The organism is Micromonospora sp. DT68, assembly GCF_049847245.1.
GTDB classification, from domain to species: Bacteria; Actinomycetota; Actinomycetes; order Mycobacteriales; family Micromonosporaceae; genus Micromonospora; species Micromonospora profundi.
The window spans coordinates 149,817-162,419 of record NZ_JBNCNZ010000007.1 but is presented as its reverse complement, the minus strand read 5'-3'; the positions used below and the strand labels follow the sequence as shown (position 1 = coordinate 162,419).

The window sequence follows — 12,603 nt, the reverse complement described above, 5'->3', positions numbered from 1 at the left end:
GAGGGCGTGCCGGGTTTCGGGGGACGATTCAAACCCTATGGACAGACATCGAGGCCCTGGCCGGCTTCCTGCTGGCCGGGGCCTCATGTTGGTGCCCGGTATGTCCCGAACCCACGGACGCTGGATTGGGATACTGCCGTGATGACGGTCAAGGCGCTCATCTTCGACTTCGACGGCCTGCTGATGGACACGGAGACGACGCTGCTGGACAGCTGGCGTTGGGAGTGGCGGCGGCATGGCCTGGAACTCGATCCGGCCGGCTTCTTCGCCGACCATGGCGGCGACGCGAACGAGCCGCGTTACGCGGCGCTCGCCGCAACGGTCGGGCCGGCCTACGACCGCGAGTCCAGTCACGCGCTGCGGATGGCGTACCGGGCGGAACTGAACGCGGCGCTGGAGCCGGCACCGGGGATCGTCGGCTGGCTGGACCGGGCCGCGGAGCTGGGGCTGCGGCTCGCGGTGGCGAGCAGTTCCCCGGTCACCCACGTGGGGGCGATGCTCGATCGGACCGGGCTGCGGGCGCGGTTCGAGGTGCTGGTGACCGGCGAGGAGGTGGCCGCGCACAAGCCGGATCCGGCCGTCTACCTGCTGGCGCTGGACCGGCTCGGGGTGCAGGCGCAGGAGGCGATCGCATTCGAGGACACCCCGCACGGCGTGGCGGCGGCGCACGCGGCCGGGCTGCGCTGCGTGGCAGTGCCGAACCCGCATGCGGACCACGCCCGCTTCACGGCCGCGGACCTGCTGCTGCCCAGTGCCGCGGAGCTGTACCTGGACGCGGTCCTGGTCGGGCTGGCCCGGCGCGTTGGCAGTTCCCGGTTGCCTGATCGAGGCTAGACCTCTCCGGTCCAGGGTTTTCCGACGTCAGCCCGTACCGCGCTGCCACCGGGCGGCAGGTCAAGAACGTCGATCAGGCTGGGGTCCTCGTCGACGGCATGGTGCAGGTGCCCGACTTTGCCGTTGCTGCCGCTCGCGTCGGTGGCTCCGATCAATTGCCACACTCCGTCGTCCGCGTCGTGGCTGACGAACAGAACAGGCTCACGGCGTTCGAAGACCTCAGGGGTTTGAAGACAGACCGTGCCGAGCAGCCAGTGCCGCATCCACCAGGCACGCCGATCGCGCTGCATGACCTGGTCGGTGACCCACCAGACGAACGGCAGGTCCTCGTGGGCACGCGACTGGTCCGCGGTCAGGTCCGGACCGCCCTGCGGGACCCGCTCGAACGGCTCGTCGATGAGCGAGAACGCGTGACCGTCCTCGTTGGCGAAGATGACGGCGTGGAAGGTGCCACCGCCAGGATTGCCGGCACCGATCCCGACGGACAGACGGGCTACGTGCGGGTCCGAGCCGGTGGACCAGCCGAACGCGTACGAGGCCAACTCCCCACGCGGCCCCACGAACTCACCGAACGCCCGCCGGTCCATGCCGCTGACATCGGCCGTCGGCACCTCAATGAGCGCACCTTCCAGCACCTGAATATCCACGCCGGCAACTTAGCTGATCGAGAGCATCGTGCCGCAGGCGCACGCACTCGAATCCGCATGCGTGGACGCCGCCGTCGCCAAGTCGCCGATTGACTCAGGGCGCGACGATACGATCGGCGAACATCAATCGAAAGGCGTTCGACGTCCCTTACAGGAGGTGTCGTGCCGGATCTGATCATGGCGCTCCAGCGGCGGATTGACGTAAATGCCCTGCGTGCCGTCAACACCTACCAGCGAGAGGTGCCCGAGTACGCGTCGCCGTCACCGGAGCAACTCGCGCACATGCTCGACTTCGCGCGTTTCATCAGACGGGTGAGTCTGGAGCGCGTACGGGACGACACGCCGCTCGACGAGGACGATCTGGCGGCCATCGGCGACGTCGGCCGACGACGAGGCGAGGATCGGCTCTCGCTGGCGTCACAGCGGCAGGCGCTCAGCACGCATACCGCACTGATGCTGCGCGATGTGGTGGAGACCGCGGCTCCGGCCAACACCGAGGACGTGCTCCACATGGCCAACTGGCTCGGGCGGGAGGGCAGCCGAGCCCGCTGCGCCTACCTGGACGGTTACCTCGGTGGCGTCGCACAGACCTGGTCGATGTCGGCTCAGGTCCAGTTGCTCGCGCGGTCGCTGCTGGCCGACGAACCACCGCCGATCGGCATCGCTCGGGCGGCCGGCGTACGTCTCGGGCATCGGTGGCTGGTGACGGTCGTTCGCTTCGATCCGCCGGGCCTGGCCGCCCCGAAGCGGAAACGCATCGTCGCGACGGCCCTGGCGTCCTGGCGGATCCCGATGTCCTGGCTCGGGCCGGCGGAGTTGGTACTGGCCACGCCGGCATCGGTCGACGCACCGGCGGCCACGTCGGCATGGCTCGTCGACGGTGGCGTCCACGGTCCGGTGGCGGATCGCACCCTGGAGCTGGTCCGTGGCGTCGCCGTGGGCTCCGGCCGTCGGTGCGCTGCCGGCGCGGCCGTCGGAGCGGTGGGCCAGTTGGCCGGTGTGCTGGACCAGGCTCGACAGATCAGCCGACTGACGTCGGCGGAGCGCAGACCTCAGCACCTCTACACCGTCGCGGACAGGTTCGTCGAACTCGGAGCCGTCCACTCGCCACACATGGACAGTTGGCTGCGGGAACTCGTCACCCGTCTCGAGGCCGGCCCGGACCTGATCCGCACCCTCGACGCGTACTACCTGCACGACATGTCCCGACCGGCGACGGCACGGGCGCTGGGCGTCCACACCCGCACGCTCGACTATCGCCTACGGCGCGTACATGAGCTGATCGGGCTGCGTCCCGCCTCGACCCGCGGCGTGCGGATCCTGACCGCCGCGGTCGCCTGGACGTTCGCCGACCGGCTGCGGGAGACATGACGAGGTCGGCGTAGCCGGCCGACCCCCGCTGGCACTGCGGTGGTCGGCCGGTTCATAGTGCGTACGCCTCAGCAGCTGACCTGCACGATGGGCGACTGCGTTTCCAGCCTCGCTGACGGGGGGTAGTAGCCGCCGGGAGCAGTGTAGGTGTGGATGCCCCTGGTGACGTAATAGTTCGGCACAGCTTGGCAGATCGTGAAGGCGACACCGGTGTACGTCTTGTTCCCGGGACCCGAATTCAGGCTTCCGACCGACACCAGGAAGAAGCCGCTGCCCGGGACGTACTGGTACAGCTCGACCTGAGCACCGATGTAGGGAATGACCTGGTCACACCACGAATCCGCCTTGCCGTCGAGGCTGCCGGGGATGCCGTTACCGCCGGTCGACGCATGTGGATACTGGGCCCGTGCGCTGCAGGTGATCACATTCTCGGCGGCTGCCGCGACACGACTGGACGGCGCCCGGCTGAACGTAGGTGTTACCGCTGCGGCCTGCTTTCCGGCCAGAGCCTCCGCCGCATCGAGCACCGCCTGGGGGATCGTCCCGTCAGCCATTGCAGACCCTGCTGCACTGGCCGGAGAAGCAACGGCGGAAATGGAGACTGCCAGCAGTGCGGCAAGCCCGATGCCGAGCACGCGACGTCTGAGCATCTTCCCCTCCTACAAATCGTTCCCCCGAAGTGGCAGGGGAATCGGAAACCATGGTGGGGAAACTATTCAGCGAAAGGCGTGCCGGCGTCTTCGTGAACGATCGCAAACCTGCACCTTGATCGGCGCCTGCCTTGTCATGCCGCACAACCGCCCCCCGCAGACCGGCGGCGTCGGCGGGGACTACCGAGGGCGGCTTGTGGCATAGCTTGGTTCGGTGCCGTTGACGTACCCTGCTGTTGATCTTGTCGATGGGCCTGCTCGTCTTCGCCGGTGGCGGGAGGACGATCTGGACTGTGTACGGGCCGCAGCCCAGGATCCTCGAATTGTCGAGGCCACGACGGTTCCGGGAGTGTTCTCGGTCGACGCAGGACGGGCGTTCATCGCTCGGCAGTGGAGTCGAGTCGCCAACGGTGAGGGCGTCTCGCTTGCGATTGCTGATGCGGTAACTGATCAAGCGCTCGGTTCAATCGTGCTCATGCTTCGGCCGCAGCCGGAAGTGGCTGGTCTCGGCTACTGGCTCATCCCGTCGGCGCGGGGGCGAGGAATCACCACTCGTGCCGTGAGCATGGTGTCGTCATGGGCGTTGGACATCGCGGGCATGGAGCGGGTGGAGGCGTGGGTGGAGCCGGACAACGAGGCGTCCCGGCGGGTTCTCACCGCGGCCGCCTTCGAGCAGGAAGGTGTGCTGCGCAGCTTCCTGTCGTTTCCCGGCCGTCGCGCTGACGCGGTGGTCTTCTCCAGGATCCGAGGCCCTCATCCTCGAGAAGCATGACCGTGGCCTGGCCCAGGCTGGACGGATACCGGTCGCATCCGCTGGCTTCAGCTCTGACCCTCTCCGGCACCTGACAGGTCGAGATAGGCCAACAGCCGTAGGACTCCGGCGAGGTGTTGAAGGTCGTGCCAGAGCACCGGCATGCCGTCCGCCGGGCCGCGCAACAGCGCACGCAGTTCGGAAAGGTCGTCGCTGGTCTGCCCGACGTCGATCCCCGCTGCCGGGTCGCTACTCACCTCGAACGCGGTCCGCAGGTCGACGTTCCAGTAAAGGTCGACACCGGCGCGGGACACGTCGATATCCGCTCCGAACCGCTCCTCCACTGCGTCCAGCAGCCTTCCGGACACCGCGCGAAGGTCCTGGATCCTCAGCACGTCGGCCACGTTCACCACCCTCCCGGTAGCACCCGCACAAAACGACAATGGTTGCGGTACTCAGCTGGTGTACGGCAGCAGAAAGGCCACCTCCAAATCCGCGAAGTGGCCTTCGACCTGCGTGGGCGATGCTGGCACCGACCAGCGACCTCTTCGGTGTGAACGTCGATCTACCTACTGGTCGAGGCTCGGCCAATGTCGTCCCGTGTCATCGGCTGCTGGCCGGAGGCCGTCGTGGGTCGCCCGCCATTGGGTAGTGCGCCTCGTCTTGCTGACTTCCTGCCGACATGGCCCTGATCTTGCAAAAGACCAAGCCTGCTGTCGGCCAGCGTCGGTAACTGCCGTTGGCCTTCGACCGTGCCCGTCGCCCGGCTTGGCCGTACGGTGGCTGTACGGACCTAGCCCTGAGGTAGCGCCCCGTCTACCGACGACGCCTCAGCCACCCGGTACACGGCGACCACAGCGCTGAGAGGCAGAGCTGAATATACGTGCGGAAAGGGCCCGCCGTTGGGGGCGTCCTCCCAGCGCACGGGCTCTCCAAGTAGCTGCGTGTCGAGAGCGACGACCACAAGCGCCGACTCCTGCCCAAACACCCGCAGGGCCGTGGCACCCACCTGCTTGCGTGAGGAGCAGTGGACGAAGCCGCTGCTGCGGTCAAACGGCGAGCCGTCGAAACGCCCGACGGACTCGAACTCAGCCCACTCGGCAGGCAAGAGGATCTTGTAGATCAACACGGCCTAGGGTGGCAGACGGACGGCCGAACCGTCCAGAGATTTGCTCCGTCGTGCCCCGCCTCTCCCTACTTGCATGGCGCCGGGGGTCTCCGCTTCCATGATCTGCGGCACTCCCTACGCCACCGAGCTGTTCACCCGCGGCAGTCGCCTGGTCCAGCCAATGAAGCGGCGATGCAGCGCGCCGGCCGGCGCCCAAGGCATGTCCTCGGCGGCTTGGACGAGATAAGCACCGAGGTAGAGGGCCAGCGACATCGGAGCGTCGGCGTACTCCGCACGCAGCTCCCGCCTGCGGGTCCGGCATGGCCAGGGTAGGTCGCAACCGCCGCAGCTCCAAGTCGGCAGGACCGGACCGTGGCTGGTCACCACACACCGCCGAGAAACCGGGCCACGCTCGCGCGGGCCTGCCGGCTGGTCGCCCACTCCACCTGCCAGCACGGGTACGGCGTGAGCCGCGCCCACCACGCCCGGCAACCAACACACATGCCGTCCAGCCCTCGGACGTGCACCGCGAGAATCGTCTGCTCCTGGCCGGCGTTCACTGCTCGCCGACCTGCGGCCAGTGGCCCCGATTGATCGGAATCCGGTGCCGGCCACGGCAGGGCAGGTCGGCTCCGCAGCGGCAGATGTGCCGCCAGAGCTGCCACGACCACACCGGCCGATGCCGTCGGGCAAAGGTCAACGCGGTGGCCGAGAGGTACTCGTCGTACGAGACGCGCCGCACGCGCCCTCCCTCGTCGTTCAGGAGGGCGGCATCACCACCCTCTAATGAGGGGGACGCGGCGACCAGGCGACTGCCGCACCGCCCGCCGCATCCCGTGAGGGCGACGCTACGTACAGCCGCAGTGCCGGATGGGTAAGGTTCCTACCCCCTAGATCACGAGACCAGACCAACCTTCACCGCGAGGTCACGGGCATCATCGCGGGTAGACCGTGGACCGTCGAGCAGGTCCAGGGTGATCTGTCGGGCGTACCCGTTGAAACGGATCGTCTCCGGCGCCGACTCGTACGCCTGCTGGAGGGTTGCTACGGCCGTTTCCTTGTCGTCCTTGCCGTGGTGCGCCCGCGCGACCTCGATGAGATGCCGTGCCCGTCGTGGCCTCGACGGAATCGCCGCCGAATCGTGGCGGCGTGCCTGCCGAACCGCCTCACCCGACTTCTGCAACTCCACGGCCACGGTCACCGCATGAGCACCCATGATGACCCGGGAAAACGACGTCTGCGGCTGGTAGAAGCCCTGTGGCAGGCGCTGCGCCACCCGGTCCGCGCGATCCCAGTACCGCCAGGCGCGCCCGTCCTCGCCGGCACGAGCGGCCGTGTACGCGGCCTCGAAGTTCAGCGCCCCCCACAGCGCCAGCAAATTCATGCTTCCATCAGCCGTCCGCGACTCCAGAGCCGACAGCACGTCCAGCGTCACCGCCATGGCCGTGTCCCAATCCCCGGCGTCCCGATGCACCTGGCACAGGAACCACCCCGCGCCGGCGATCGCCTCGGGATCACCGGACTCTTGCGCCGCCACCATCGCCCGGTCCGCCACACGCCACAGCAGCTCCGCAGCAGGCTGGTAGGCGATGAACATCTGCGCCAACCCGAGCGTCTCCGCCAACAACGCCTGCGCCTGCCGACGCTCGGCGCCCTCGTACGCCAACGCGGCATGCTGCACGTCTCGCAGCAGCCCCGGCAACAGCCCGCCCAGCACCGTCCGGTGATCCGACGCCTGATGACGCGCACGCCACGCGGCCGCAAGCCGGCCCCGGAGGCTGGGCAACGACTCGACGGGGACGTCACCGGAGATCGCAAAGCGGTTCACAGCATCCCGGACCGACGCCAGCGCCGGATGCTCCGGCCCGTGGACCATGGCCGAACGGTCGCTCAGCTCTCCGGCCAGGGCAGACACGTCGACCTTGAGGGCACGCGCGATGCGGTCCAGCATGTGAATGCGCGGCGGCAGGATCCGATCCGTCTCCACTGCCTTGACCCACTCGGCGCTGCGTCCCACCAACCCGCCAAGCACCGCACGAGTCTTTCCGGACCGCTCGCGGTAGACCTTCAACCGCTGCCCGAACGTCAACTCCGGCAAGGCATCCACCCGGAACCTCCTCGCGTAGCGCGGGAATGCACCACCGACCCATCGGCCGCAATCACGCCCAACGCTACCGACCCCCAGGCCCCCTCATAACCCCTCAGACGCCCGCAGACTCACTGCGTCTGGCAGCCACTTCGGCCTCTCCTTGCAAGTTCTGGGCGCTCCGTCCTGAAGGGTCCGTCCACGTTTGCGACCTCGGGCGGGGCCGTACGTGCTCGGCCGCTGGTGGCTGCCCTCGTCCCGGCCGGTAGCTGTTACCGCTGCTGTCGCAAACGGTTTAGGAAGGAGACTGAGGCAGGTTGGCGAGCAGGACCGTGACCTGGTCCTGCGGGTCGACTCCGTCGCACACCAATCAAGATCATTGCACGCACTCTGTATGGCGGGTAGGGATGCTGGTTGGCGGTAACGAGCGGACGTCCAGGTCACTGCCCTTCGGCAGTGGGGCCGGGGGCGCCCACCCAACCGCTGACCGACAGGTACTGCCGGAGCCTCTCCGGGATCCGCCCCGGTTGGCAGATCCACTCGTCAGCCAAGGTCGCAACGAGCAGCTCGGCCCGCTCGAAGCAGAGCATGGTTCCGCCGACAGCCGGAACCGTGCCGTATCCCTGGACAAGGCCCACATCGACGAGGCATTGCCCGACCACCTCGCCGAGCACGTCGGTGGGTTGGACCGGTCCGACCACGGTTCGTCCGTACTCCTGCATGTCGTACGACGAGTAGGGCTCTTCCTCGGTGAGCTTCAGCAGGTCACCGCAGCCATGGGCCATGATGGCTGGCATTCCCTCGAAGTGCAGCCAGAAATGCAGCAGGCCGGCAGTCCCCGTCACTGGTCCCTCGTCGTACCAATGCCGCGCCTCGGTCACCGCACGCAGGCGTCGCCCTAGGAGCGGGCGAAGTAGAACGGCGACGGTCTCGGCATCCGGCACGGCCGCACCATAGCCGCTTGTCCTGGAGATCGTTGACCACGAGCGTTCAGCCCTCGCCATCGCCCTCTACAAGCGCACCGGCTGGCGGCACACCCACACGACCACCGCCACGTGGACCGGCCCAGAAGGCGGGCCCGTCCGTGTGCGCCGGTACACCCTCACCGACGACCCGCCCTAGCTGGATGCGACCGGCGTGCGGTCCAATCACGTCAAGTCGCCTCAGGCGCCGATCGGCGTCTGCGCTCTTCCCAACGGGCTTGTCGTCTGGCATAGGCACGCCGCGCATCTGCCAGGCTGACCGGCCGTTCGGCGTAGGCTCGCCGGGCATCCGTCAGACTGAGCGAACCGTTGGGGCCGCCTCGCACCGTGTCAGCGTCTTCGTCATCCTGCCCGTCGTCCTCCCAGCCGCAGGCGAAGCAAATCTCGAACTGACCTCGCCCCTCAAGCGTCGGGTGCCGACAGCAGGGACACGCGTACGGTTCGCCACCCGCTTCAGCCACTACAGATCGCTGGTTCAACGCCTCGACGTACTGCTCAAACCACCTGGTGCGGCTCGTGACTTCTTCCGCGGACAGCCCTTCCTGCTTACCGGCATGCTCGTCCATCATCTGCACCTCTCGCTGTAAAGGATGACGGCATGGATCGCTTCGAGGACCGCTGCTGGCTGGACTGGTGGGCGAACTCGTCCACTCTGCTCGACAGCGTCGAGGTGGTCGTCGTGATCGCCGCCGCCACCGGCGGCTGGGAGGCGAATGGTCGCCTGGTCAGCGACAGCGACGAAGACCGCGAGGCGTTTGCATTCCTGTGCGAACTCGACCCCGTCTTCACGCTGCGATTCGAAGACGAGAGCGTTGTCGCCGTCACCGTTCATCCCACGGATGGGCATCGCCGCTTCGGCCTCACCGATTACACCGGTCCGGTCCAGCGATCGGTCGTCAACCGCATCGCTCTGTAGACAACGCCGGACCTGATTGGCTCGACTCCACCGGCCAGGTCATCGGCGCCTTCCGGGCATGCACCAAAGGTGATCGTGGGGAACTGATGCGAGGCGCCGCTTCCTCGCCTAAGCTGCGTGATATATACATCGATAGTGATCGATAAGAGGTGTTGGCGGCCGAGGTCAGTCCAGGCAACCACGGGCCTCGAATTCACCGACTCCGATTGGAGTACCCGATGACCTGGCGTCCAACCATCGCCGCACTCACCGGCCTGTGCCTGGCGCTCACCACCGCACCAGGCCCCGCCGGTGCCGCACCCGCGCCCCCGGCACCTCGGGACGCCGCTGATGTGAACGTTCACACCAACCTGCTCGCCGGCCCACCCGGCGCGCCCCCCGGGGTCTGCCCGGGTGGCACCGGGTACGGCCCGCCTCTGCCGGCCAGCTCCGTGTCCGCGACGAAGATCCAGAGCGGGTTCTCGTTCCTCGAAGGACCGGTCTGGATCGCCGACGGCGGCTACCTGCTGATGTCCGACATGGCCGCGGGCGCCGGGCCGAACAACGTGCAGCCCTCCACGATCCGCCGGTTCACCCCGCCGGCGACTTTCGACACCTTCAGCGCCAACGCCGGCAGCAACGGCCTGGCGCTCAGCCCCGACGCCCAGCAGATCGTCGCCGCCACCCACGACCAGCGGAACGTCTCCGCATACCGGCTGAGCGACCAGGCCCGCAGCACCGTCGCCGCCGACTACCAGGGCCGGGCGTTCAACTCACCCAACGACGTCACAGTCCGTTCCGACGGCGTCGTCTACTTCACCGACCCCAACTTCCAGCGCGGCAACCGACCCGACCAGATGAGCGGACGTACAAGTGTCTTCCGCGTCTCTGGCGGCCAGGTGTCGCTGGTGGATGACCGGCTGCGGCAACCCAACGGCATCGCGCTCTCCCCGGACGGCAGCACGCTCTACGTGGGCGCCTACTCCGAGAACAAGATCTACAAGTACGTCGTCCAGCCCGACGGCAGCACCGGCGCCCGCAGCGTCTTCGTGAACTACCTCGGCGGTCCCGACGGGGTCACCATCGATTGCGCCGGCAACGTGTACTGGGCCTCCGGCTCGGACGGGCTGATCCACGTCTACTCGCCCGCCGGCGCGCAGCTCGGCACGATCCGCTCTGGCGGCACCGGCACCACCAACGTGGCGTTCGGCGGACCCGACCGGCAGACCCTCTACATCACCTCCGGCCGAACGAACGACTCGGGCCTGTACAGCGTGCGGCTCAATGTCCCCGGCTACCCGTACTGACCAAGAACCCCGGGAAGGAAAGCACCCTTGCGGATTAGTCCTCACCAGCTCCGACACCGCGTCCCGCTCGCCCTGCTGGTCTGCGCCGGCACCGTCCTGAGCGGCGTACCCGCCAACGCCGCGGCGGCCGCACCGGCGACCGGGAGCCGGCAAGCGGCCTGGCTCGCCGCCGACACCAGCCCGCCCAGCCGGCCGACCGGCCTGCGCAGCAGCCGGCTGACCTGCCAGTCCGTCACGCTTTCCTGGTACGCCTCCCGGGACAACGTCGGCGTCGCCTTCTACGACATCTACCACGACGGCCAGCTCGTCACCTCGGTCTCGGGACGGACGCTGACCGCCACGCTCAGCGTCGTGCAGGGTGTCACCTGGGGCTGGTACGTCAACGCCCGCGACGCCGCCGGCAACGTCTCGCAGGCCAGCTCCACGCTCTCGGTCACCCCGCCGTTCTGCCAGCAGGACACGTCTCCGCCCAGCACGCCGACCAACCTGGCCGCGACGGTCAACGGCACGGCCGTCACCCTCAACTGGTCGGCCTCCACCGACAACGTCGCGGTCACCGGCTACACGATCCTGCGCAACGGTACGGCGGTCGGCTCCACCACCGGCACTGCCGGCAACCCGCCGGCGACCACGTTCACCGACACCGGGTTGACGCCCGACACCGACTACCGGTACACCGTGACCGCCCGGGACGCCCAGGGCAATGTCTCAGGGGCGAGCGCCGCGGTCACCGCGCACACCGGCTCAGGCTGCACGAGCCCGGTCTGCGGCGCCACGGTGATCACCACCGAGAAGGACCTTCCCTGGGGCCTGGTGCAACTGCCCGACGGCACCGTCCTCTACGGCCGGCGCGACCTGTTCGACATCGTCGCCATGAACCCGGACGGCACCGACAAGCACAGCATCGGCACCGTGCCGAACGTGGCAGGCACCAACGGCGAGGGCGGCGTGCTCGGGCTGGCCGTGTCGGCCAACTTCACCACCGACCGCTGGCTGTACATCTACCACACCACCACGACCGACAACCGGATCGTGCGCATCCGCTACGACGGCACGCTGCAAACCGGCACCGCGCAGGTGCTCGTCACGGGAATCCCGCGCAACAAGTACCACAACGGCGGCCGGCTGCGCTTCGGCCCCGACGGCAAGCTCTACGCCGCCGCCGGCGACGGACAGAACCCGGACCTGGCCCAAGACACCAACAACCTGGGCGGCAAGGTACTGCGGCTCAACCCCGACGGCACCGTGCCGGCGGACAACCCCTTCGGCAACTACGTGTGGAGCTACGGCCACCGCAACCCGCAAGGACTCGCCTTCGACTCCCAGGGGCGACTCTTCGAGCAGGAGTTCGGCAACAACGTCGTGGATGAGACCAACATCATCGTCAAGGGCGGCAACTACGGCTGGCCCGCCTGCGAGGGCACCTCCGGCGACTGCGCCAACCCGAACTTCAGGGCCCCGATCCGGACGTACCCGGTGGCCGAGGCCTCGTGCAGCGGCATCGCGATCGTCCGGGACGTGCTCTATATCGCCTGCCTGCGTGGCAACCGGATGTACCGTGCGGAGATCAGCGGCGACACGCTCACCAACGTCCAGCAGTACTTCGTCGGGACGTACTTCCGGCTGCGCACCGTCGAACCGACCGTCGACGGCAACCTGTGGCTGACCACGAGCACCGGCGGGGACAAGGACAGCACCCCGAACAACAGCAACGAGAAGATCCTCAAGGTGACCCTCGGTGGGGCGGCGTCCGGCCCCTCAAGCTGAGTCAAAGCGGCGTCAGCGTGGGACACGAAGGCCTCCTGGTTGCCGGAGCGGTTCCTGGACAGCTCCACTCCACAGCCGGAGGCCTTCGTCACCACGACCTCAATTGTGGACGGCGGGACCAGGGAGGCTACTAAACCGACGCACCGGTACAGCAACGTGCGGTATCGGTGCTCGCGCTGACACCGCCGGCACTCAGTCGCTGCC

13 protein-coding genes and 2 pseudogenes are annotated in these 12,603 nt (G+C 68.0%); 7 read left to right on the top strand and 8 right to left on the bottom strand.

Going from position 1 to position 12,603, the window contains the following annotated elements:
• Positions 1-141: 141 nt before the first annotated feature.
• Positions 142-834, top strand: coding sequence for an HAD family hydrolase (locus ACPXB1_RS15325; RefSeq protein ID WP_355596362.1), 693 nt, complete (start codon positions 142-144; stop codon positions 832-834).
• Here the strand turns inward: ACPXB1_RS15325 and ACPXB1_RS15320 are convergent.
• Positions 831-1,481 (bottom strand): hypothetical protein, encoded by a 651-nt coding sequence (locus ACPXB1_RS15320; RefSeq protein ID WP_355596364.1) that lies wholly within the window; start codon positions 1,479-1,481, stop codon positions 831-833. The two genes, ACPXB1_RS15325 and ACPXB1_RS15320, sit on opposite strands and share 4 nt — an antisense overlap.
• 162 nt (positions 1,482-1,643) lie before the next feature.
• Here ACPXB1_RS15320 and ACPXB1_RS15315 point away from each other — a divergent pair, with 162 nt between their 5' ends.
• A complete protein-coding gene (locus tag ACPXB1_RS15315; protein WP_355596366.1) occupies positions 1,644-2,852 on the top strand; it encodes a PucR family transcriptional regulator in 1,209 nt (402 codons plus the stop codon).
• Positions 2,853-2,920: 68 nt separating this feature from the next.
• On the opposite strand, the gene ACPXB1_RS15310 is transcribed toward ACPXB1_RS15315, so the two are convergent.
• Positions 2,921-3,502 carry a hypothetical protein gene (locus ACPXB1_RS15310; RefSeq protein ID WP_355596368.1) on the bottom strand — a complete coding sequence of 194 codons (582 nt, stop codon included), beginning with the start codon at positions 3,500-3,502 and terminating at the stop codon, positions 2,921-2,923.
• Between the two features lie 214 nt (positions 3,503-3,716).
• On the opposite strand from ACPXB1_RS15310, the gene ACPXB1_RS15305 reads away from it, so the two are divergent.
• Positions 3,717-4,274 carry a GNAT family N-acetyltransferase gene (locus ACPXB1_RS15305; protein ID WP_355596370.1) on the top strand — a complete coding sequence of 186 codons (558 nt, stop codon included), beginning with the start codon at positions 3,717-3,719 and terminating at the stop codon, positions 4,272-4,274.
• Positions 4,275-4,321: 47 nt separating this feature from the next.
• Here ACPXB1_RS15305 and ACPXB1_RS15300 read toward each other — a convergent pair whose 3' ends face one another.
• The 5 genes and pseudogenes from ACPXB1_RS15300 to ACPXB1_RS15280 form a co-directional block, all read right to left on the bottom strand.
• The gene (locus ACPXB1_RS15300; protein WP_425735437.1) at positions 4,322-4,657 is read right to left on the bottom strand and encodes a hypothetical protein; all 336 of its coding nucleotides are present in this window, start codon (positions 4,655-4,657) and stop codon (positions 4,322-4,324) included.
• A gap of 389 nt (positions 4,658-5,046) precedes the next feature.
• Positions 5,047-5,382, bottom strand: coding sequence for a DUF952 domain-containing protein (locus tag ACPXB1_RS15295; RefSeq protein WP_355596374.1), 336 nt, complete (start codon positions 5,380-5,382; stop codon positions 5,047-5,049).
• A 359-nt stretch (positions 5,383-5,741) separates the two neighbouring features.
• Positions 5,742-6,104, bottom strand: a pseudogene (locus ACPXB1_RS15290) (hypothetical protein); the annotation flags it as partial.
• 152 nt (positions 6,105-6,256) lie between these two features.
• Positions 6,257-7,468, bottom strand: coding sequence for a helix-turn-helix domain-containing protein (locus ACPXB1_RS15285; protein ID WP_425735436.1), 1,212 nt, complete (start codon positions 7,466-7,468; stop codon positions 6,257-6,259).
• Between the two features lie 419 nt (positions 7,469-7,887).
• Positions 7,888-8,391, bottom strand: a complete 504-nt coding sequence (locus ACPXB1_RS15280) for a hypothetical protein (protein ID WP_425735435.1) — start codon at positions 8,389-8,391, stop codon at positions 7,888-7,890.
• Positions 8,392-8,407: 16 nt separating this feature from the next.
• Here ACPXB1_RS15280 and ACPXB1_RS15275 point away from each other — a divergent pair.
• A pseudogene (locus ACPXB1_RS15275) lies at positions 8,408-8,569 on the top strand (GNAT family N-acetyltransferase); the annotation flags it as partial.
• A 31-nt stretch (positions 8,570-8,600) separates the two neighbouring features.
• On the opposite strand, the gene ACPXB1_RS15270 reads toward ACPXB1_RS15275, so the two are convergent.
• A complete protein-coding gene (locus ACPXB1_RS15270; RefSeq protein WP_355596382.1) occupies positions 8,601-8,996 on the bottom strand; it encodes a CPCC family cysteine-rich protein in 396 nt (131 codons plus the stop codon).
• Positions 8,997-9,028: 32 nt separating this feature from the next.
• On the opposite strand from ACPXB1_RS15270, the gene ACPXB1_RS15265 reads away from it, so the two are divergent.
• From ACPXB1_RS15265 to ACPXB1_RS15255, 3 genes are all read left to right on the top strand, one after another.
• A complete protein-coding gene (locus ACPXB1_RS15265) occupies positions 9,029-9,346 on the top strand; it encodes a hypothetical protein (protein WP_355596384.1) in 318 nt (105 codons plus the stop codon).
• Between the two features lie 218 nt (positions 9,347-9,564).
• Positions 9,565-10,632: an SMP-30/gluconolactonase/LRE family protein gene (locus ACPXB1_RS15260; RefSeq protein WP_425735434.1), complete on the top strand. Its 1,068-nt coding sequence runs from the start codon at positions 9,565-9,567 to the stop codon at positions 10,630-10,632.
• A 27-nt stretch (positions 10,633-10,659) separates the two neighbouring features.
• Positions 10,660-12,399 carry a PQQ-dependent sugar dehydrogenase gene (locus ACPXB1_RS15255; RefSeq protein ID WP_425735433.1) on the top strand — a complete coding sequence of 580 codons (1,740 nt, stop codon included), beginning with the start codon at positions 10,660-10,662 and terminating at the stop codon, positions 12,397-12,399.
• Positions 12,400-12,603: the final 204 nt, after the last annotated feature.